Annotated in this window: 22 protein-coding genes; 17 read left to right on the top strand and 5 right to left on the bottom strand. The window is 41.2% G+C overall.

What is annotated here, in order from left to right; genetic code table 11:
• Positions 1-62 precede the first annotated feature (62 nt).
• On the bottom strand, positions 63-1229 hold the full coding sequence (locus PAN07_RS09965; RefSeq protein WP_269797843.1) for an MFS transporter: 1167 nt from the start codon (positions 1227-1229) through the stop codon (positions 63-65).
• Between the two features lie 219 nt (positions 1230-1448).
• Here PAN07_RS09965 and PAN07_RS09960 point away from each other — a divergent pair, with 219 nt between their 5' ends.
• From PAN07_RS09960 to PAN07_RS09950, 3 genes are all read left to right on the top strand, one after another.
• A complete protein-coding gene (locus PAN07_RS09960) occupies positions 1449-2279 on the top strand; it encodes a glycosyltransferase (RefSeq protein ID WP_269797842.1) in 831 nt (276 codons plus the stop codon).
• 77 nt (positions 2280-2356) lie between these two features.
• Positions 2357-4207, top strand: coding sequence for a nucleoside-diphosphate sugar epimerase/dehydratase (locus PAN07_RS09955; protein ID WP_269797841.1), 1851 nt, complete (start codon positions 2357-2359; stop codon positions 4205-4207).
• A gap of 149 nt (positions 4208-4356) precedes the next feature.
• Positions 4357-4797: a DUF805 domain-containing protein gene (locus PAN07_RS09950; protein ID WP_269797840.1), complete on the top strand. Its 441-nt coding sequence runs from the start codon at positions 4357-4359 to the stop codon at positions 4795-4797.
• Between the two features lie 98 nt (positions 4798-4895).
• Here the strand turns inward: PAN07_RS09950 and PAN07_RS09945 are convergent, their stop codons facing one another.
• Genes PAN07_RS09945 through sdaAB form a run of 3 tightly spaced genes read right to left on the bottom strand, consistent with a single transcriptional unit; the run spans position 4896 to position 7113 of the window.
• Entirely contained in the window at positions 4896-5537 is a 642-nt protein-coding gene (locus PAN07_RS09945; protein WP_269797839.1) for an HAD hydrolase-like protein, read from the bottom strand.
• 23 nt (positions 5538-5560) lie between these two features.
• Positions 5561-6433, bottom strand: a complete 873-nt coding sequence (gene sdaAA, locus PAN07_RS09940) for an L-serine ammonia-lyase, iron-sulfur-dependent, subunit alpha (protein ID WP_269797838.1) — start codon at positions 6431-6433, stop codon at positions 5561-5563.
• 8 nt (positions 6434-6441) lie between these two features.
• Entirely contained in the window at positions 6442-7113 is a 672-nt protein-coding gene (sdaAB, locus tag PAN07_RS09935; RefSeq protein ID WP_269797837.1) for an L-serine ammonia-lyase, iron-sulfur-dependent subunit beta, read from the bottom strand.
• 242 nt (positions 7114-7355) lie between these two features.
• Here sdaAB and PAN07_RS09930 point away from each other — a divergent pair, with 242 nt between their 5' ends.
• Complete coding sequence (locus PAN07_RS09930) at positions 7356-8021, top strand: LysM peptidoglycan-binding domain-containing protein (protein ID WP_269797836.1); 666 nt, start codon at positions 7356-7358, stop codon at positions 8019-8021.
• Between the two features lie 162 nt (positions 8022-8183).
• Here the strand turns inward: PAN07_RS09930 and PAN07_RS09925 are convergent, their stop codons facing one another.
• A complete protein-coding gene (locus PAN07_RS09925; RefSeq protein ID WP_269797835.1) occupies positions 8184-8942 on the bottom strand; it encodes a hypothetical protein in 759 nt (252 codons plus the stop codon).
• A 304-nt stretch (positions 8943-9246) separates the two neighbouring features.
• Between PAN07_RS09925 and mnmA the strand changes: the two genes are divergently transcribed.
• From mnmA to rplC, 13 genes are all read left to right on the top strand, one after another.
• Positions 9247-10368 (top strand): tRNA 2-thiouridine(34) synthase MnmA, encoded by a 1122-nt coding sequence (gene mnmA, locus PAN07_RS09920; RefSeq protein WP_269797834.1) that lies wholly within the window; start codon positions 9247-9249, stop codon positions 10366-10368.
• Positions 10369-10508: 140 nt separating this feature from the next.
• Positions 10509-10964 (top strand): NUDIX hydrolase, encoded by a 456-nt coding sequence (locus PAN07_RS09915; RefSeq protein ID WP_269797833.1) that lies wholly within the window; start codon positions 10509-10511, stop codon positions 10962-10964.
• 8 nt (positions 10965-10972) lie between these two features.
• Positions 10973-11404 carry an NUDIX hydrolase gene (locus PAN07_RS09910; protein ID WP_269797832.1) on the top strand — a complete coding sequence of 144 codons (432 nt, stop codon included), beginning with the start codon at positions 10973-10975 and terminating at the stop codon, positions 11402-11404.
• Positions 11394-13310, top strand: coding sequence for a tRNA uridine-5-carboxymethylaminomethyl(34) synthesis enzyme MnmG (gene mnmG / locus PAN07_RS09905; RefSeq protein WP_269797831.1), 1917 nt, complete (start codon positions 11394-11396; stop codon positions 13308-13310). The genes PAN07_RS09910 and mnmG overlap by 11 nt, the downstream gene beginning before the upstream one ends.
• A gap of 87 nt (positions 13311-13397) precedes the next feature.
• Entirely contained in the window at positions 13398-13532 is a 135-nt protein-coding gene (locus tag PAN07_RS09900) for a hypothetical protein (protein ID WP_269797830.1), read from the top strand.
• Positions 13533-13576: 44 nt separating this feature from the next.
• A complete protein-coding gene (locus PAN07_RS09895) occupies positions 13577-15130 on the top strand; it encodes a damage-inducible protein CinA (protein ID WP_269797829.1) in 1554 nt (517 codons plus the stop codon).
• Positions 15131-15249: 119 nt separating this feature from the next.
• Positions 15250-17457 (top strand): anaerobic ribonucleoside-triphosphate reductase, encoded by a 2208-nt coding sequence (nrdD, locus tag PAN07_RS09890; protein ID WP_269797828.1) that lies wholly within the window; start codon positions 15250-15252, stop codon positions 17455-17457.
• Between the two features lie 11 nt (positions 17458-17468).
• Positions 17469-17609: a hypothetical protein gene (locus tag PAN07_RS09885; RefSeq protein ID WP_000521611.1), complete on the top strand. Its 141-nt coding sequence runs from the start codon at positions 17469-17471 to the stop codon at positions 17607-17609.
• 37 nt (positions 17610-17646) lie between these two features.
• Positions 17647-18147 (top strand): GNAT family N-acetyltransferase, encoded by a 501-nt coding sequence (locus PAN07_RS09880; RefSeq protein WP_269797827.1) that lies wholly within the window; start codon positions 17647-17649, stop codon positions 18145-18147.
• A 5-nt stretch (positions 18148-18152) separates the two neighbouring features.
• Positions 18153-18749 (top strand): anaerobic ribonucleoside-triphosphate reductase activating protein, encoded by a 597-nt coding sequence (gene nrdG, locus PAN07_RS09875; RefSeq protein ID WP_269797826.1) that lies wholly within the window; start codon positions 18153-18155, stop codon positions 18747-18749.
• Positions 18746-19378 carry a phosphoribulokinase gene (locus PAN07_RS09870; protein ID WP_269797825.1) on the top strand — a complete coding sequence of 211 codons (633 nt, stop codon included), beginning with the start codon at positions 18746-18748 and terminating at the stop codon, positions 19376-19378. Before nrdG ends, PAN07_RS09870 begins: the two co-directional genes overlap by 4 nt.
• A gap of 265 nt (positions 19379-19643) precedes the next feature.
• Complete coding sequence (gene rpsJ, locus PAN07_RS09865; RefSeq protein ID WP_003009585.1) at positions 19644-19952, top strand: 30S ribosomal protein S10; 309 nt, start codon at positions 19644-19646, stop codon at positions 19950-19952.
• Positions 19953-20035: 83 nt separating this feature from the next.
• Positions 20036-20561: 50S ribosomal protein L3 (gene rplC, locus PAN07_RS09860; RefSeq protein ID WP_269797824.1), on the top strand; the 526-nt coding region annotated here is incomplete at its 3' end.

Here is a 20561-nt window from a genome sequence, read left to right as displayed (position 1 = left end):
CCTGTCAAGTAATATGTATAAAATTTTTACATATAAAAAATCTTCTAGTAAAAACTAGAAGATTAGAGGATTTTATCCGATCTATCAACCATAAAGAGTGAGATCGTCATGATGATATCAATAACTAGAAGAGCCAGTACAGCTGGGATCCACGAATGGAAAAAGTTAAAACTATAACCAAAGAGAGTTGGTCCGATAGCTGCCAGAATGTAGCCTCCGGTCTGGGCAAGCCCAGACAATTGGGCTGTCTTTTCAGGGGAGCTAGTTTTGACGGAGAAGCAAACCATGAGATAAGGGAAAAGAGCGCTACAGGCAGTACCAATCAAGAGATGCGCTACTAACCAGTAGAGGAAACTCTTGCTCGGGTATAAGAGCATGGCAATTCCAAGCAATCCAGCGATAGAGATGACTGTCAGCATGATTTGACGGTGACGATTGGACAAACGAGTCGTTAAACTTGGAATAGTCATCGAGAAGGGGATACTAGTCAGAGAAAAGATAGAAGCTAAAAGACCGGCATCTGTGTGAGATAAGCCAGCGCTGATTGCCATGGTTGGCAACCAGGTCATACTGGTATAGAAGAGTAAGGACTGAAGTCCACCGAATACAATAATAGCCCAAACTTTCTTGTTTTTTAGGATATTCTCTTTCTCTTGTTTTTCCTCATTTTCTTTTAGAAAATGATTGTGACTATAGTTGGGGAACCAGACCACTAAAGTTAGTAGGCAGACCAAGGATAGGCAGAGGATCAAGCCTTTCCAAGATGTCGCCTGAGTAATGGATACAGAGAGATAGGAAGCAAGAGCCGTTGTAATCCCCATAGAGGTCACATAGATGGTTGTTAGAAAGCCAATCTTTTGTGGGTGATTGGCCTGAATGGCGCTAGGAAGAAGCACGTTAAAGATTGCAATGCTTGCTCCGATGAGTAGGGTTCCCAGATAAAGTAATGGGAGATTAAAGATACGAATCACGGAGCCTACAGTCAATACGATAAGACTATAGGTGAAAAGGTGCTCGAGTCCAATCTTTTGAGCTAAACGAGTCGCAAAAGAGGAGAAGAGGGCAAACATCAAGAGAGGGAGACTGGTCAAAATACCAAGTGAACTAACTTCCACGCCTAAACCTTGAGCAATATCTCCCAAAACAGTTGGTAAAGCTGTGAAAGGAGCTCTTAAGACCGCTCCGATTAAGATAATTCCTAGAATAAAAAAGAGTGATCGTTTTTTCATGTGAACCTCAATAAGACGATTTTAATAACAGCTTATTTTAAATTTTTTTCCTATAGATGTCAAGATAAGGGACAAAAAGCTATGCTATGAAAGGATTCAGCTACTCCCAAAAACTAGATTAGCTTTACTAGTTTTTTTCTGGCATTCAAATAAAAATAGGAAAAGTCAGAGAAATTGTGATAAAATAGTGAAAGAAAATCTATAAATTGGAGAAAAACTGTGTCAGAAAATCGGAAATTTAGTGTCTTGATGTCAGTCTACGTAAAAGAAAATCCAGTCTTTTTAGAAGAGGCAGTAGAGAGCATCTTAAACCAGACGCTTAAACCTAGCGAAGTCATTCTCGTAGAGGATGGTCCACTGACACCTGAACTGTATCAAGTTTTGGAGAAATTGGAAGCACAGTCAAGTATTCCAATCAAACGTTGTCCACTTGAACAAAATCGCGGCTTAGGTCTAGCGCTTCAGTACGGTGTTTTACAGTGCCAATTTGATGTCATTGCACGTATGGATACAGATGATATTGCTGTTAGAGATCGCTTTGAGCAGCAGTTCAATTTGATGGAAGAAGAAAACTTGGATCTGCTAGGTGGTCATATTGCAGAATTTATCGACCGACCTGATGAGATTGTGTCTTACCGCCGTGTGCCGATTAAGCATGAGGATATTGTTGTCTACCAACGTATGAGAAGTGCCTTTAACCACATGACTGTTATGTTCAAAAAAGAGATGGTGCTCAAGGCTGGTAACTATGAGGATGGTCTTTATATGGAAGACGATCTCCTCTGGCTCAATATGATTAGTGCTGGAGCTCGAACTGGAAATGTGGATCAAATCCTATGTAAGGTGCGCGTGGGAGCGGGAATGTTTGAACGCCGTGGAGGGCTTCGCTATCTCAAGCTCTATCGTCAGGCACGTCAAAGAATGCACGCGCGTGGACAGATTTCCTATGGAGAATATCTGAAAAGTGTCTTAATCCAGGTTGTCGTTGCCCTATGTCCAGGATTTGTGCGACAGTTTATATTTTTAAAACTTCTAAGAAAAAGCAAGTAATTGAAGCCAATTAGATTTTAAAAATTTATCTGAAGATTACTAGAAAATGTGATTTTGCGTAGGAGGATACCATTCACATGAATAAAAAAATGACAGATTATGTAATTGATCTGGTTGAAGTATTAAATAAACAACAAAAACAAGTATTCTGGGGATTTTTTGACATTACCAGTATGGTTTTATCAATCATTGTTTCCTATATCTTGTTCTATGGATTGATTAATCCCACACCAGCAGACTATGTAATTTACACAGCTCTAACCTTCCTTTTCTATCAGATTATGATTGGATTTTGGGGTCTAAATGCAAGTATTAGTCGTTATAGTAAAATTACAGATTTTATGAAGATTTTCTTTGGTGTGACGATTAGTAGTATTTTATCTTACATTATCTGCTATACCTTTCTTCCGCTCTTCTCTGTTCGTTTTATTGTACTCTTTATCTTACTGACAACATTCTTGATTCTACTTCCTCGTATTACTTGGCAGTCGATCTATTCTAGACGTAAGAAGGGGAACGGAGATGGCGAGCATCGTCGAACTTTCTTGATTGGTGCAGGAGATGGTGGAGCTCTTTTTATGGATAGCTACCAACATCCTACTAGTGATTTAGAGTTGGTTGGTATTTTGGATGACGACGAAAAGAAAAAAGGCCAGAAACTTGGGAAGATTCCGGTATTAGGTTCTTACAATGAGCTCCCTGAACTTGCTAAACGTTACAGGGTTGAAAAGGTGATTGTTGCGATTCCTTCCTTGGATCCATCTGAGTACGAACGCATTTTGCAGATGTGTAACCAGCTTAATATCAAATGTTTCAAGATGCCCAAAGTCGAATCTGTCGTACAGGGCCTTCATCCGTCTGTTAGTAGTTTCCAAAAACTGGACCTTGCAGACTTGTTGGGAAGACAGGAAATTCGTTTAGATGAGTCACGTATCGGAGACGAGATACATGGTAAGACGATTTTAGTTACTGGTGCAGGCGGATCAATCGGTTCGGAAATTTGCCGTCAGGTTAGTCGTTTCAATCCAGAGCGAGTTGTCTTGCTTGGACATGGAGAAAACTCCATTTATTTGATTTATCATGAATTAATTCGTAGTTTCCAAGGAATTGATTATGTTCCTGTCATTGCGGATATTCAAGATTATGAGCGCTTGCTTCAAGTTTTTGAACAGTATGAACCAGCCATTGTTTACCATGCCGCAGCCCACAAACATGTTCCTATGATGGAGCGTAATCCAAAAGAGGCCTTTAAGAATAATATCCTTGGGACTTATAATGTTGCTAAGGCAGTTGACGTTGCTCGAGTTCCAAAAATGGTCATGATTTCAACTGATAAGGCCGTCAATCCACCAAACGTAATGGGAGCAACTAAACGTGTGGCTGAGTTGATTGTCACTGGATTTAATCAACGTAGCCAATCTACCTACTGTGCGGTTCGTTTCGGTAACGTACTCGGTAGCCGTGGTAGTGTAATTCCTGTCTTTGAACGCCAGATTGCTGAAGGTGGGCCTGTAACGGTGACGGATTTCCGAATGACTCGTTACTTTATGACCATTCCAGAAGCTAGTCGCTTGGTGATTCATGCGGGCGCTTATGCAAAGGATGGAGAAGTCTTTATCCTTGATATGGGCAAACCAGTACGCATTTACGATTTGGCTAAGAAAATGGTTCTACTCAGTGGTCATACTGAAAATGAAATTCCAATCGTAGAAGTTGGAATTAGACCAGGTGAGAAGCTTTATGAAGAGTTGCTTGTATCTACTGAGTTAGTTGAAAACCAAGTTATGGATAAGATTTTTGTTGGTAAGGTTAATGTTATGCCTCTAGACAGAATCGATCAAAAAATTGAGGAATTCCGAGCTTTACGCGGTGCGGAATTGAAGAGAGCTATTATTAGCTTTGCTAACGAAACGACACATGTTGATTAAGATGAACTGCACTCTTAAAAAGAGTGCAGTTTTTATGTGAGTATTATCCTATGTAGTCGCTTTATTTATTCTCAATTATGGACAGACTTGTCAATAATGACTATGTGTGATAAACTGATACTAAATAAAAAATATATAGGGAGTCTATTATGATTAACGCTTATAAAAATTTCTTTAAAGGCTATGTAGATTTTGCAGGCCGTTCAACACGTTCCGACTATTGGTGGGTTTTTCTTGGAAATATGATTCTTTGTATTCCTTTCTATTTAGCATACGGGAATGCTCTGGCTAACTCGCGAAACGAGGGTGCTCTTATAACTTTGGGCTTTATCGCTATTATCTATTTTATTTTTGGCCTAGCACTTTTCTTGCCGTCACTTGCTTTGATGGTCCGTCGCCTTCGTGATGCTGGTTTCCACTGGGCGCTCATCTTCGTTGGATTTGTTCCATTTGTTGGAAGTATCGCTCTTTTGGTACTTCTAGCTATGCCGACTAAGGAAGAAGCAACTCCTGCAATTAGTGAGGCTCAAGAAGTTCGAGTTGAAGAAGTTATCGAAGCTTCACCTTTTGAAGAGACAGACAATAAATAAAGGTAACTAAGCTCTATTGTCATATCTTATTTACTAGTCTCTTAATCCTGGTAAACAAGTCTAAAAGACTCCCAAATCTTCATTTGGGAGTCTTTTTATTAGTTTTTCTTCTGAAGATGAGATAAAAGGTCTGTTGACTGACGGGCAACCCAATCAGGTTGGTAGCTTATCAACTCTTCTTCTTCACCGAATCCCCAGGTTACGGCCAATGTTTTTATCCCTGTTTCCTGGGCTCCAATCATATCATATTTGGTATCTCCAATAATGACAACTCTATCTGGGGCTAGGTTATGAGTTTGCAGAGCTTGGCGAATGACATCCGCCTTGTGTAAAGCCTGAGGACTTGAACCATAGATGCCGTCAAAGAAGTGGTCAATACCAAAATTACGAACCATATTTTCTGCTATTGGAGTGTTTTTGGTAGTTGTTATATAGAGGGGATAATCCTTAGCTAATTCTGAGAGTACACTTTTGATGTTTGGGAAAAGCTTAGCTTCGTAAACTCCCTTATCCTTATAGTAGAAACGATAAAGCTGGACAGCTAGTTCGATCTGATTCTTTGGTAAACAACTAGCAAAACTTGTTTCAAGTGGAGGTCCCATAAAACCTCTGATAGTCTTGGCATCTGGACTAGGGACTCCCAGTTGTTCGAAAGTATAGGTGAACCCATTGTGAATACCGATTGAGCTGTCTACAAGGGTTCCATCTAGATCAAAAAAAATGGCTGATAGGGATGACATTGATTCTCCTAGTAATCTTGAAATTATTCACCGAAGATTTCTTTTTGAAGGCGACGACCTGTCGGTGTGGCAGCGAGCCCTCCCTCTGCAGTTTCACGGAAGGCAGTTGGAAGACTAGATCCTACTTGGTACATGGCATCAATGACTTCATCAACTGGGATTTTTGATTCGATACCAGCCAGAGCCATATCGGCTGCGATGAAGGCAAAGCTTGCTCCCATAGCGTTACGCTTGACACAAGGAACTTCAACCAAGCCTGCAACTGGGTCACAGATAAGACCCAGCATATTTTTAATAACAAAGGCCAAGGCTTGACTCGCTTGATAAGGGGTCCCTCCAGCAGCTAAGGTTAGAGCAGCAGCACTCATGGCAGAGGCAGAACCGACCTCGGCTTGACACCCTCCTTCAGCCCCTGAAATAGAGGCATTATTGGCAATGACGAGACCAAAAGCTCCTGCTGCAAATAGAAAATCTAGTTGTTGTTCATGCGTTAAATCTAACTTTTGAATTGCAGAAGTGAGAACTGCTGGGAGGCAACCTGCACTTCCTGCAGTAGGTGTTGCACAGACGAGGCCCATCTTGGCATTGTGTTCATTAACTGCAATAGCGTTACGAGCAGCAGATAAGACTGTTAGGTCCGATAGCGTATTTCCTTTTTGGATATAGTGATCAAGCTTAGCTGCGTCACCACCTGTCAAACCACTACGAGATTTCTTTTCACTGAGACCGAGCACGACAGAAGCTTTCATGACCTCGAGATTGCGTTCCATGAGGAGGAGAACTTCTTCGCGCTCTCTTCCCGTTAGCTCATACTCAGTCGTAATCATGAGTTCAGCAACATTTCCTTGGAAGTCAAGTTCGGCTTGTTCGACTAATTCTTTGATAGAGTAAAACATATTTTCTCCTATTGAAAGAAATTGACATTGTGCAGATGAGGAATTTTACGAATTTCTTCGATAGATTCTTCACAGTTACGACTATCAACTTCGATAATCATGATGGCTTTTTCACCGGCCTTTTCTCGGGTCACATTCATTTGGGCGATGTTAATGTCAAAGCGAGAAAGTGCTTCTGTCACATGAGCAATCATACCAGGAACATCCTGATGGACGATAATGATGGTAGGGGTGTTCATATTAAGGGATACTGCAAAACCATTAAGCTCTGTTACCTGGATATTTCCACCACCGATAGAAATACCAGTAACACTAATGCTCTTATGAGCATTTTTAACAGTAATTTTAGTGGTGTTAGGGTGAGGGGCGTTACTGTCCTTTTGAATCGTCCAAACAATCTTAATCCCACGCTTATGAGCAATTTCTAAGCTGTTTGGAATTTCCGGATCATCTGTATCCATTCCTAGGATCCCAGCTACGAGGGCAAGGTCAGTCCCGTGTCCACGATAGGTTTTTGCAAAAGAGTTAAAAAGCTGGAATTCGACTTCGGTTGGAGTATCATCAAAGATAGAAGAGACGATTTTACCGATACGAACAGCTCCGGCCGTGTGACTACTAGATGGCCCAATCATGACTGGTCCAATGATATCAAAGACAGATTGAAAACGAAGTGATTGCATCTGTTTCCCCTTAAAAAGATTCTTGCTTCTATTATATCAAAGATTGCTTTCCTTAGCTTGAATCCATCACGAAATATCTTTTCCTCACTTAAATGGTGTAAATTAGGGCCTTTTGTGACAAAAAATGTCTTTTAGGGGTAAATAAAACACAGTCTTGTAACATTTCTACACAAAAATGTTAAGAAATAGTAATATTTCTAGAGTATCATAGAATTATAAGAAAGAAGGAGAAACTTTTTTAAATGAAATCAAATATTAGAACAAAATTTGCTGGATTAGCAGTTGTACTTGCTTTCCTTGCACCATCACTAACTTTTGCACAAGAAACAAAAACTTATGTTGTTAAACCTGGAGATACTCTTTCAGAGATTGCTGAAACTCACAACACAACAGTTGAAAAATTGGCTAAATTGAACAACATTAAAAACATTCACCTCATCTATGTTGACCAAGTATTGGTTATTGACGGCGAAGCTCCAGTAGTTGCTGCAACACCAGCGACGACAAAACCAGCAGCACCTGCTACAACTGAGGCATCTGCTACTACTGAAGCAGTTGCTGCTACTGAAGCTCCAGCCCCAGCAGCTACAACAGCAGCTCCAGCAGTAGAAGAGACTCCTGCACCCGCAGCTGCAACACCAGCGCCTGCAGTAGAAGAGAGCGCACCAGCAGCAACTGTGAGCGGCTCTGAAGCAGAAGCGAAAGAATGGATTGCTCAAAAAGAATCAGGTGGTAGCTACACAGCTACAAACGGACGTTACATCGGACGTTATCAATTGACAGATTCTTACTTGAACGGTGACTACTCAGCTGAAAACCAAGAACGTGTAGCAGACGCTTATGTTGCTGGACGTTACGGTTCATGGACAGCTGCTAAGAACTTCTGGCTTAACAACGGTTGGTACTAAGAAATAAAAAAAGAGTCTTGAAAGACTCTTTTTTTTTTTAACTTTTATTTGATGACAGATACTTTTTAAAGATTAGTGATAGCAAATTTATTAAGGTTGATGATTTAAATGAATTGTTCCACCTAACTTAGTAAGATGAACTACTTGTATGCAAACTTCAACCTATTCACTATGGCTATTAGCCTCTGGCTGAGAACCTGAAGAATCAGCAACTTGATTGCCTGAACTGCCAGCACTATCAGATGAATGTTGCTCAGCTGCAGGTGCTTGGGAGTTATTTATGCTTTCATATGATTCAGTATAGGCTGGAATGTAGTTGCTATCTTCGGAATTGTAGGCTTCTACTCTCTGAACGCTAGTAGTTGTTTCTGTTTGGTTAGATTTTTGTTCCTCTTTTTTGGCCAAGTCTTCAACTTGTTTTTGGAATTTAGAGATTAGTTCTTGAATCGGTCTTATTTTTTCTTCGATAGAGATTTGTTGGTTAGCAGAGTTGATAGTTTCGATGATTCCTAGTATTTTTTGTAAGGAAGCGATGGCTGTTTCAAGTGCTTGTTTATCTTGAAACTGGCTATCAGAATCCTTTATATCTAATTTCAAAGCTTTTTCACTATAGTGGTTTGCGACTTTAGTAATAAAGTCTGCTAGTGTCTTTTTGCCCGCATCAGTGGTTGGTTTCAATTCCTGAATCTTTTTCCAATCGTCTAAAACGGTTTCAGAATCGATATTGAAATCTTTGATAGCGTTTTTTACTTGTTCAACATCTTGTTGATTTTGTTGTTGTTTGATGAGAGCGATACTTCCTCTCTCTGCTTGAACACGTTCTTGATGAATGACTAAGCCTGCCAAAAGTCCAAAACCTGCAACAATTATAATAGCAAAAATAGTATTTTTTGATTTTAGTATGTCTTTGTAGTTGTTCACAATAGTTCTACGCACATGGGTAATGGTATATGTAAGGAATCATGTGCGCATTCCTCCTTATTACAGTATATCATTTTTAGTTGATTTTAAAAATAAGTTTTTAAAGAGAATAGAGGTTTAGGGATGAATTAATTTCTTTTGTATTCTATCTTCATGTATTTATGGAAGATCTTGATAGATTATCAGCCTCTTTCTTGTCTTCTCTATTTAAGCATGTTATAATGAAAACTGCTCAAACGACCTTCAATCGTAGTAGCAAACACGACCTTCAATCGTGAATAAACGAATAGATGGGAGAACTACCATGAGTGATAACTCTAAAACACGTGTTGTCGTGGGGATGAGTGGTGGTGTTGATTCGTCGGTGACGGCTCTCTTGCTTAAAGAGCAGGGCTACGACGTAATTGGGATCTTCATGAAGAACTGGGATGATACAGATGAAAACGGCGTCTGTACGGCGACCGAAGATTACAAGGACGTGGCTGCAGTGGCAGACCAACTGGGCATTCCTTACTACTCTGTCAACTTTGAAAAAGAGTATTGGGACCGCGTTTTTGAGTATTTCCTAGCGGAATACCGTGCAGGACGTACACCAAATCCCGATGTTATGTGCAACAAGGAAATCAAGTTTAAGGCCTTTTTGGACTATGCTATGACCTTAGGCGCAGACTATGTAGCGACTGGGCACTATGCCCGTGTGGCGCGTGATGAGGATGGCATCGTTCATATGCTTCGTGGCGTGGACAATGGCAAGGACCAGACCTATTTCCTCAGTCAACTTTCGCAAGAACAACTTCAAAAAACCATGTTCCCATTGGGACATTTGGAAAAGCCTGAGGTTCGCCGTCTAGCTGAAGAAGCAGGTCTTGCGACTGCTAAGAAGAAAGACTCGACAGGGATTTGCTTTATCGGAGAAAAGAACTTTAAAGAATTTCTCAGCAACTACCTACCAGCCCAACCTGGTCGTATGATGACTGTAGATGGTCGCGATATGGGTGAGCATGCAGGTCTTATGTATTATACGATTGGTCAGCGTGGAGGACTCGGTATCGGTGGTCAACACGGTGGCGACAATGCACCTTGGTTCGTTGTTGGAAAAGATTTGAGCCAAAATATCCTCTATGTAGGACAAGGTTTCTATCATGAAGCGCTCATGTCAACAAGCTTGGAAGCTAGCCAGGTTCACTTTACTCGTGACATGCCAGAGGAATTTACGCTCGAATGTACGGCAAAATTCCGCTACCGTCAGCCTGATTCTAAGGTGGCAGTGCATGTCAAAGGAGACAAGGCGGAGGTCATTTTCGCGGAACCGCAACGCGCCATTACACCAGGACAGGCAGTTGTCTTTTATGATGGCGAAGAATGTCTCGGTGGTGGTTTGATTGACAATGCCTACCGTGATGGCAAGGTTTGTCAGTACATTTAGATTGACAAATGTTCTCAATTTGCTACAATAATAAAAGCAATAGAAATGATGGTCAAAGCTCATGGATGTTGCAGGCTTTTTTGTCCTGCACTTCTTTGGAGTTTTGACTGTTTTTGTGTCGTTTAAAGGAAAGGGCAAAAATGACTCAACAAGACTTTCGGACAAAAGTGGGAAATACTGTTTTTGGTGTTCGGGCGACAGCCTTGATTCTCCAAAATCGTAAGCTTCTAGTCACCAAAGATAAGGACAAGTATTACACCATCGGCGGTGCGATTCAAGTCAACGAAAGAACAGAAGATGCGGTAGTCCGTGAGGTGAGGGAAGAACTGGGTGTCAAAGCTCAAGTTGGACAGCTAGCTTTCGTGGTTGAAAATCGTTTTGAAGAAGACGGTGTTCACTATCACAATATCGAGTTTCATTATTTGGTGGACTTACTTGAGGATGCCCCATTGACCATGCAGGAAGACGAAAAAACGCAGCCCTGTGAGTGGATTGACTTGGACAAGCTTGGGGATATTCAGCTGGTTCCAGCCTTTTTAAAGACAGCCCTACCAGATTGGGACGGCCGACTAAGACACATTCATCTTGAGGAATAGGAGAGAAAATGATGGTTAAGCTTATTGCCCATGTGCTTGTTCATAGTGGTGGTGATTTTTTGCTTATTCAGCGTTCGGAAATTAAAAGAGGACAACCCAACGTTTATCCAACTTACTGGGATATTCCTGGTGGTGGGGTTGAAAAGGGTGAACTTCCGCGAGATGGAGCTCTTAGAGAATGTGTTGAAGAAGCGGGAGTTAGGCTAGATAGAGGTTCGCTCAAACTTCTTTACGAAGATAGTCAACTGGATACCTCTAAGGATACTGTCTTTACTCGCTTAGTTTATAAAGCAGAGTGGGTTGGAGAGAAGCCGATTATCATATTAGATTCTGAAGAGCATACGCACTTTAAATGGGTTACTATGGATCAAGCTCTAGAGGAGGAGAAGTTGGTTCCTTATTTGCAAGAAATTTTTGAAAGGTTAAGAAATGACTTATAATTTTACAGAAGAATACGATATTATTGTAATTGGTGCTGGGCATGCCGGGGTGGAAGCTTCCCTAGCTGCTAGCCGTATGGGTTGCAAGGTCTTGCTTGCGACTATTAACATTGAAATGTTGGCTTTCATGCCTTGTAATCCCTCTATCGGTGGTTCTGCCAAGGGGATTGTCGTGCGTGAAGTGGATGCCCTTGGTGGCGAAATGGCCAAGACCATTGATAAGACTTACATCCAGATGAAGATGCTTAACACTGGGAAAGGTCCAGCTGTTCGTGCCCTTCGTGCGCAAGCTGACAAGGATCTCTACTCTAAGGAAATGCGCAAGACAGTTGAAAATCAAGAAAATCTGACCCTTCGTCAAACCATGATTGATGAGATTCTGGTAGAAGATGACAAGGTAGTTGGTGTGCGTACTGCGACTCATCAAGAGTATGCTGCAAAGGCTGTTATTGTGACTACAGGAACGGCTCTCCGTGGGGAAATCATCATCGGAGACCTCAAGTACTCGTCAGGCCCTAACCACAGCCTAGCTTCGATTAACCTAGCTGATAATCTCAAAGAACTGGGCCTCGAAATCGGTCGTTTTAAGACAGGAACGCCTCCACGTGTTAAGGCTTCCTCTATCAACTATGATGTGACAGAGATTCAGCCAGGAGATGAAACACCAAATCACTTCTCTTACACTTCACGTGATGAGGACTATGTCAAGGATCAAGTGCCGTGCTGGTTGACCTACACAAATGGTACCAGTCATGAGATTATCCAAAACAACCTCCATCGTGCGCCTATGTTTACAGGTGTGGTTAAGGGAGTGGGACCTCGCTATTGTCCGTCAATTGAGGACAAGATTGTGCGTTTTGCAGACAAGGAACGTCACCAGCTTTTCCTTGAGCCAGAAGGACGAAACACAGAAGAAGTTTATGTCCAAGGACTTTCAACCAGTCTTCCTGAGGATGTCCAGCGTGATCTGGTTCATTCTATCAAAGGTTTGGAAAATGCAGAGATGATGCGTACAGGTTATGCTATTGAGTATGACATGATTTTGCCTCATCAGTTGCGTGCAACTCTGGAAACCAAGAAAATCTCAGGGCTTTTCACAGCTGGTCAGACAAATGGAACGTCAGGTTACGAAGAAGCTGCTGGTCAAGGGATTATTGCTGGTATCAATGCGGCTCTGAAAATCCAAGGTAAGCCTGAGTTGATTTTGAAACGAAGTGACGGTTATATCGGGGTGATGATTGACGACTTGGTGACCAAGGGAACCATTGAACCCTACCGTCTCTTGACCAGTCGTGCTGAATACCGCCTCATCCTTCGTCATGACAATGCTGATATGCGTTTGACTGAGATGGGACGTGAGATTGGTCTTGTGGATGATGAACGCTGGTCTCGTTTTGAAATCAAGAAAAATCAATTTGAAAATGAAATGAAGCGTTTAGACAGCATCAAACTTAAGCCAATCAAGGAAACAAATGCTAAGGTTGAGGAGATGGGGTTCAAGCCCTTGACAGATGCGGTGACAGCCAAGGAATTCCTTCGTCGCCCAGAAGTCTCTTACCAAGATGTGGTGGCTTTCATCGGACCTGCTGCTGAAGAGTTAGATGACAAGATTATCGAATTGATTGAAACAGAAATCAAGTACGAAGGCTACATTTCAAAAGCCATGGATCAGGTTGCCAAGATGAAACGCATGGAAGAAAAACGTATTCCAGCCAACATCGACTGGGATGACATTGACTCTATTGCGACAGAAGCTCGCCAGAAGTTCAAACTCATCAATCCAGAAACCATCGGCCAAGCCAGCCGTATCTCTGGGGTAAATCCAGCAGATATCTCCATTCTGATGGTGTATCTGGAAGGTAAAAATCGAAGCATTTCAAAAAATTTAGAAAAGAAAGCTGACTAAAAATAAAAAGCTGAATTCTCTATTGAGAGATTCAGCTTTTTTAGTTTTTTCTTCATTTTTCGAATTAAGAGAAAAGGGGAAATGACTATGCTAACAGTAGAAGAAAAAAATTTTTTAGACCGCTATAAAAGAGTTTCATATCATCGTTTTTATGAGATTGAACGCTTTGTCTATCTATGTGATAAGCTGAACAAGTGTCAACCACAAGCTGACAAGCACTAGAGTTTTTGATATACTAGAACAAATCAGATTGTAGGAGAGAGAAAATGAATGTACATGATAACTTAGAAGATACTCCGACACCGTCTTGGGCAGAAGTGGAGGATTATCAAGGAGAAGAAGTGGTGGGATTAGAGGGAAATTCACAACAATCATCTCCGATTCCATATTTAAGAATTATTATCTGGACTACCTTGATTACTCTTTTGTCAGCAATTGCTCCAGTGCTATTAGGGGTAACAAGCCTGCAGTATTCAGCTGACTCATACGTTGGCTGGGCTTTGCATCAAGGTGGGGATATTTACACAGACTTTTTTGGAACTGAAGGTTTGTTATATTACTTGCTCCAGTATATTGTTAAAGGCAGTATAGTATTTGCTGCCCTCTACTGGTTGGCTTTGCTGGGTTCGGGCATCTTCCTTTTCAGAGCAGCAACAGCTATATCTAAGAGAGATAAACAGGTCCATCAATTGTTAGTAGGATTCTACCTTCTTGCAGGAGGTTTGAGTTTTGGTGGGGGCTATGCAACTATTCTTGCCTTGCCATTCTTGTTTTTTGGGCTTGATTTGGCTCTAGCTTATATGGTAGATTCCGAAAATGACAAAGGTTTTTTACGAATTGGGATGAGCATGGCTCTAGCATTTTTCTTAGCTCCTTTGCCAACCGCTTTGTATTCTTTGGTCCTATTTTTGGCTTTATCAGCCTTCAATATTGTTCGCCGTCGCTTAAGTCACGGTATTTATCAATTTTTGGCTGCTGGGCTTGGATTTTCACTTTTCTTCTACCCAATTGGCTACTATACAGTTTACAAGGGAAGTTTTGGGAGTGCCATTAGTCAAATTCTCTATCCAATAGATAGTTTGAATATATTTTCAAACCTTGCTTTATTAGATAACCTTTTCTTTTATGGTTTACTAACACTTTCTCTCGGTACTTTAGTACTTATTTTTACAGGATTTTTCCAGTCTAAGCCGGTTGAAATAGAATATGTTGCTATCTTTTCAGGTATTGCGTTAATACTCCTGGTTGTTTTATTGATATTCTCTACAGAACCGATTCATGGGAGTCGTTTAGTAGTGTATCTGCCCTTTATGACAATCCTCCTATTAGCAAGAATCGGAGAGAAGGAATTAAAGGGAGCAGATCGCCGTAGAAGATATAGAAGAGAATCGACTCTGTTGGGAGACTTTCTTAGAATTAATGCCTATTTACCGATTTTTGCCCTCATTTATTTAGTGGTTGCCCCCCTTGTTGGTCGATATGTCCTCCATCAAGATCTTTATCAAGAACGTGGACGTATAGAATCAATAGTGAAAGAACAAACTAAGGTAAGTGATTCTATTTATATTTGGGACAATCAGATTGATATGTATCAGTCTAGTGAGCGTCTATCAGCCAGTCATTTGTTGGCCCCGAATCTACATACAAGTCTAGCTGAGAATCAGACCATACTTCTTAATGATCTGCGTGAAAATAAGCCGAAGATGATTGTAGTCAATACAAAACTGAATCTTTGGAAAGAAGTAGAGCAGTTGTTGACTCAAAATTATCAGCAGGTTCAAAGTGATTTTACAGACTTCAAACTTTATAAATTGAAATAAAATAATCAATATCTTGTGTAAAAAAATCATTTTTTCAAAAAAACACACAAGATATTGATTTTTATTTTTTAAGTGATATAATACTTCTTAGATATTACATTTTAGAAAAGAGTCTGGATATGATTGTATTGGAAGAAAAAACTGCTCCTAGTCCGACTTTATTTGTAGAAAAGCGTGACGGGAGACGAGTAGTCTTTGATGTAGAAAAAATAGATAAGGCACTTCGTAAGGCTGCAGAAAAGGTTATGGATGTGACTCCCTTGGTAGAAAAGCGTTTGAATAGCTTGGTTGAACGGATTGTTGCTGAGATTCATAGCCGTTTTCCCAAAGATGTTAAAATCTATGAAATTCAAAATATCGTAGAACATGAATTGCTTGAGGCTAGAGAGTATGCTCTGGCAGAGGAGTATATTACCTATCGGACCCAAAGGGATTTTGAGCGCTCAAAAGCGACAGATATCAACTTCAGCATTCATAAGCTTCTCAGTAAAGATCAGGCGGTTGTCAATGAAAATGCCAACAAGGATAGTAATGTTTTTAACACGCAACGTGACTTGACTGCGGGGATTGTTGGGAAGTCGATTGGACTCCAAATGCTTCCTAAACATGTGGCTAATGCCCATCAAAAAGGTGAGATTCATTATCATGATTTGGATTATAGCCCCTACACACCAATGACCAACTGTTGTTTGATTGATTTCAAGGGCATGTTGAAAAATGGCTTTAAGATTGGGAATGCGGAGGTAGAGAGTCCTAAGTCTATCCAAACAGCGACGGCGCAGATTTCGCAAATCATCGCCAATGTTGCATCGAGTCAGTATGGAGGCTGTTCAGCAGACCGTATTGATGAAGTTCTGGCTCCTTACGCAGAGAAAAATTACCAAAAGCACCTCAAAGATGCGGAGGAATGGGTTCTGCCTGATAAACGCGAAGAATATGCCTGGAAGAAAACCCAAAAAGATATCTACGATGCTATGCAATCCCTTGAGTATGAAATAAATACGCTCTTTACATCAAATGGGCAAACGCCATTTACCTCTCTTGGTTTCGGTCTAGGTACCAGTCGTTTTGAACGCGAAATTCAAAAGGCAATCCTGAACATTCGTATCAAGGGGCTTGGATCAGAACACCGTACAGCAATCTTTCCTAAACTCATTTTCACCCTTAAAAGAGGTCTTAACTTAGAGGAAGGCTCTCCTAACTACGACATTAAGCAATTGGCTCTCGAATGCGCAACTAAACGGATGTACCCAGATGTCTTGTCTTATGATAAGATTGTCGAGTTGACAGGTTCTTTCAAGGTACCGATGGGATGCCGTTCATTCCTTCAAGGATGGAAGGATGAAAATGGAGTAGAAGTCAATTCGGGCCGTATGAACCTAGGAGTTGTGACAGTCAATCTTCCTCGTATCGCTCTTGAATCTGAAGGCGACCTGAACAAGTTCTGGGAAATCTTCAATGAGCGTATGAATATCGCAGAAGATGCACTGGTTTACCGTGTGGAAAGAACCAAGGAAGCCACTCCAGCTAATGCACCAATTCTTTATCAATATGGAGCCTTCGGACGCCGTCTTGGAAAAGAAGAAAGTGTTGATCAACTCTTTAAGAATCGTCGTGCAACTATTTCTCTGGGCTATATCGGCTTGTATGAAGTGGCGACTGTCTTCTTTGGTAATCATTGGGAACGCAATCCAGAAGCCAAAGAGTTCACCCTTGATATTATTCGCGATATGAAACGTCGTGTAGAAGAGTGGTCTGACCAATATGGTTATCACTTTTCTATCTACTCTACACCGTCTGAAAGTTTGACAGACCGTTTCTGTCGTTTGGATACAGAGAAATTCGGTTCTATTCCAGACATCACAGATAAGGAATACTACACAAATTCCTTCCATTATGATGTCCGTAAAAATCCAACTCCTTTTGAAAAATTGGACTTCGAGAAGGTTTATCCAGAAGCGGGAGCATCAGGTGGATTTATCCACTACTGTGAGTATCCGGTTCTTCAACAAAATCCCAAGGCCTTGGAAGCTGTTTGGGATTATGCTTATGATCGTGTAGGTTATCTAGGGACTAATACTCCGATTGATCGTTGCTACAAGTGTGATTTCGAAGGAGACTTTGATCCAACTGAGAGAGGATTTGCGTGTCCTAACTGTGGCAATAGTGACCCTAAAACAGTCGATGTTGTTAAACGGACCTGTGGCTATCTTGGAAATCCGCAAGCGCGTCCGATGGTGAATGGTCGTCACAAGGAAATTGCTGCGCGTGTCAAACACATGAACGGTTCAACCATTAAAACAGCAGGGCATGAAGTAACAAATTAGAAAGAGATAGCATGGGAAAATATCAATTAGACGATAAGGGGAAGGCCTTGGTTCAACGATTCCACGAAAAGCATTCAAAGGGTGGAGTCAATAAAAAAGATCGAGTAGCCAGCCTTAGAGAACAATTTTTAAATAAGAACAAGAAAAAGTGAGAGTCCCCTCTCACTTTTCTCATAGCGGGAGGTAAAGATGATATTACGCAGACCAACATTGGCAGATAAAGAAACAGTTTTGGAGATGATGGCAGAGTTTGAACAGACTCAATCAGCCCACGATGGTGGCTTTTGGAATGCTGAGGGTTTTATTTACGAAGAGTGGTTGGAAAGTAACCAGAATCATGAAATGGGAATTAATTTGCCTGAAGGGTGGGTGCCTGATATTCAGTTAGTTGCTTTTGCAAAAGATGGTAAAGCAGTTGGATTCCTCAACCTTCGATTGCGTCTCAATGACTTCTTATTGGAAGAAGGTGGTCATATTGGCTATTCCATCCGACCGTCTGAAAGAGGCAAAGGTTATGCTAAGGAAGCTCTCCGTCAGGGCTTGCAAGTTGCTAAGGAAAAGAACATCCATCGTGCTCTGGTGACTTGTAGCACGGAAAATCCAGCCAGCCGAGCTGTTATCTTAGCTAATGGTGGGGAGTTGGAGGATGTTCGGAATGGAACGGAGCGCTATTGGATAGAGTTGGAGTAGAAAGCATGACATGGAATACACCAAAACCAGGCGAGTGGAAGAGCGAAGAGCTTAGTCAGGGACGTATCATTGACTACAAAGCTTTTAATTTTGTGGATGGAGAAGGGGTGCGCAACTCCCTTTACGTAGCAGGTTGTATGTTTCACTGTGAGGGCTGTTACAATGTAGCGACCTGGGCCTTTAATGCCGGGATTCCTTATACGCTAGAATTAGAAGAACAAATCATGGCAGACTTGGCTCAGCCTTATGTTCAAGGTTTGACTCTACTCGGTGGAGAGCCATTCCTCAATACAGGTATTCTTTTGCCCCTAGTCAAACGCATTCGAAAAGAATTGCCAGATAAAGATATCTGGTCTTGGACAGGATATACCTGGGAAGAAATGCTGTTAGAAACTCCAGATAAACTAGAACTTTTATCCATGATTGATATCTTAGTCGATGGTCGGTATGACAAAAGCAAGCGTAATCTCATGCTCCAGTTCCGCGGCTCTTCCAATCAACGAATTATCGATGTACAAAAATCCCTCAAAAGTGGGCAAGTGGTGATTTGGGACAAGCTTAATGACGGAAAAGAAAGCTATGAACAGGTCAAGAGAGAATGAAGAAAAAAGACTTAATAGAGCAACTGGTCTCAAAAATAGACTCAGGAAGAATTAGGACGCTAGGGATCTACGGTCATGGTGCTTCAGGTAAATCAACTTTTGCCCAAGACTTATACCAAGTACTGGATGCTGAAAAGGTAAATTTACTAGAAACAGATCCCTATATTACATCTGAACGTCATCTGGTAGTACCAAAGCAAGCGCCAGACCAAAAGGTAACAGCCTGTTTGCCAGTGGCGCATGAACTGGCAAGTTTACAGAGAGATATTCTGGCCCTGCAGGCAGGTATGGATGTCTTGACAATCGAAGAACCTTGGAAGGCTAGTGAGGTCTTATCGGGGGCAAAACCAATTCTGATAGTCGAAGGGATGTCTGTGGGTTTTCTTCCAAAGGAACTCTTTGACAAAACCATTTGTTTCTACACGGATGAAGAGACAGAATTAAAGAGGCGTCTAGCTCGAGATACGGCTGTGAGAAATGGCGATGCATCCTTTATATTGGCTAGTAAGCAAATGAGACGAGAGCAGTATCTGCAATACTATAAAGAAACCGAGTCAAAAGCGGATATCTTGATAAATCAATCAAATGATAAATTTCAGATCAAAACAAATATTATGAATATTATATAGAAGCAAAATCAAAAATTAATACTTTTGAATAGGTTTGCCTTAGTAATTGAATCGAGGAAAACAGTTTCATTCGAAAAATTTAAAAAATCCTGTCAAATCCCTTGCAATCGCAGGGGCTTTGTGTTATTCTATTATGGTGCTGTAAATTACAGCCTTAGCTTTGATGCAAGAGGTTGCGACACGCTCGGTTGCATTGCCACGCAACGCGCGTCGGTTTTCTTGTGGAGCTAGCCTATTATCTTAAATAGACGAAAAGGAGAAAAAGATGGCAAACAAAAAAATCCGTATCCGTTTGAAAGCTTACGAACACCGTACGCTTGACACAGCGGCTGCAAAAATCGTAGAATCAGCTACTCGTACAGGTGCACAAGTTGCGGGTCCAATCCCACTTCCAACTGAGCGTAGCCTCTACACAATCATTCGTGCGACTCACAAATATAAAGATTCTCGCGAACAATTCGAAATGCGTACACACAAACGTTTGATCGATATCATCAATCCAACTCAAAAAACAGTTGACGCTTTGATGAAATTGGATCTTCCAAGTGGTGTAAACGTAGAAATCAAACTTTAATCTAAAGTTTGAAACCTTGAGCATAAAAAACGCTCGTTAAAAACTTTTTGAATAAAAAAATATAGAAAAGGAACTATTTTCTCATGACAAAAGGAATCTTAGGGAAAAAAGTGGGAATGACTCAAATCTTCACTGAAGCTGGCGAATTGATCCCTGTAACAGTTATCGAAGCAACTCCAAACGTTGTTCTTCAAGTTAAAACTGTTGAAACAGATGGTTACAACGCTATTCAAGTTGGTTTCGATGACAAACGCGAAGTATTGAGCAACAAACCTGCTAAAGGACATGTAGCAAAAGCTAACACGGCTCCTAAGCGCTTCATTCGTGAATTCAAAAACGTTGAAGGCTTGGAAGTTGGTGCTGAAATCACAGTTGAAACTTTCGCAGCTGGAGACATTGTTGATGTAACTGGTACATCTAAAGGTAAAGGCTTCCAAGGTGTTATCAAACGCCACGGACAATCACGTGGACCTATGGCTCACGGTTCTCGTTACCACCGTCGTCCAGGTTCTATGGGACCTGTTGCACCTAACCGCGTATTCAAAGGTAAAAACCTTGCAGGACGTATGGGTGGTGACCGCGTAACAATTCAAAACCTTGAAGTTGTAC

The sequence above is a fragment of the Streptococcus sp. SM5 genome, from assembly GCF_027497975.1.
This window is presented reverse-complemented; position numbering and strand designations above follow the sequence as displayed.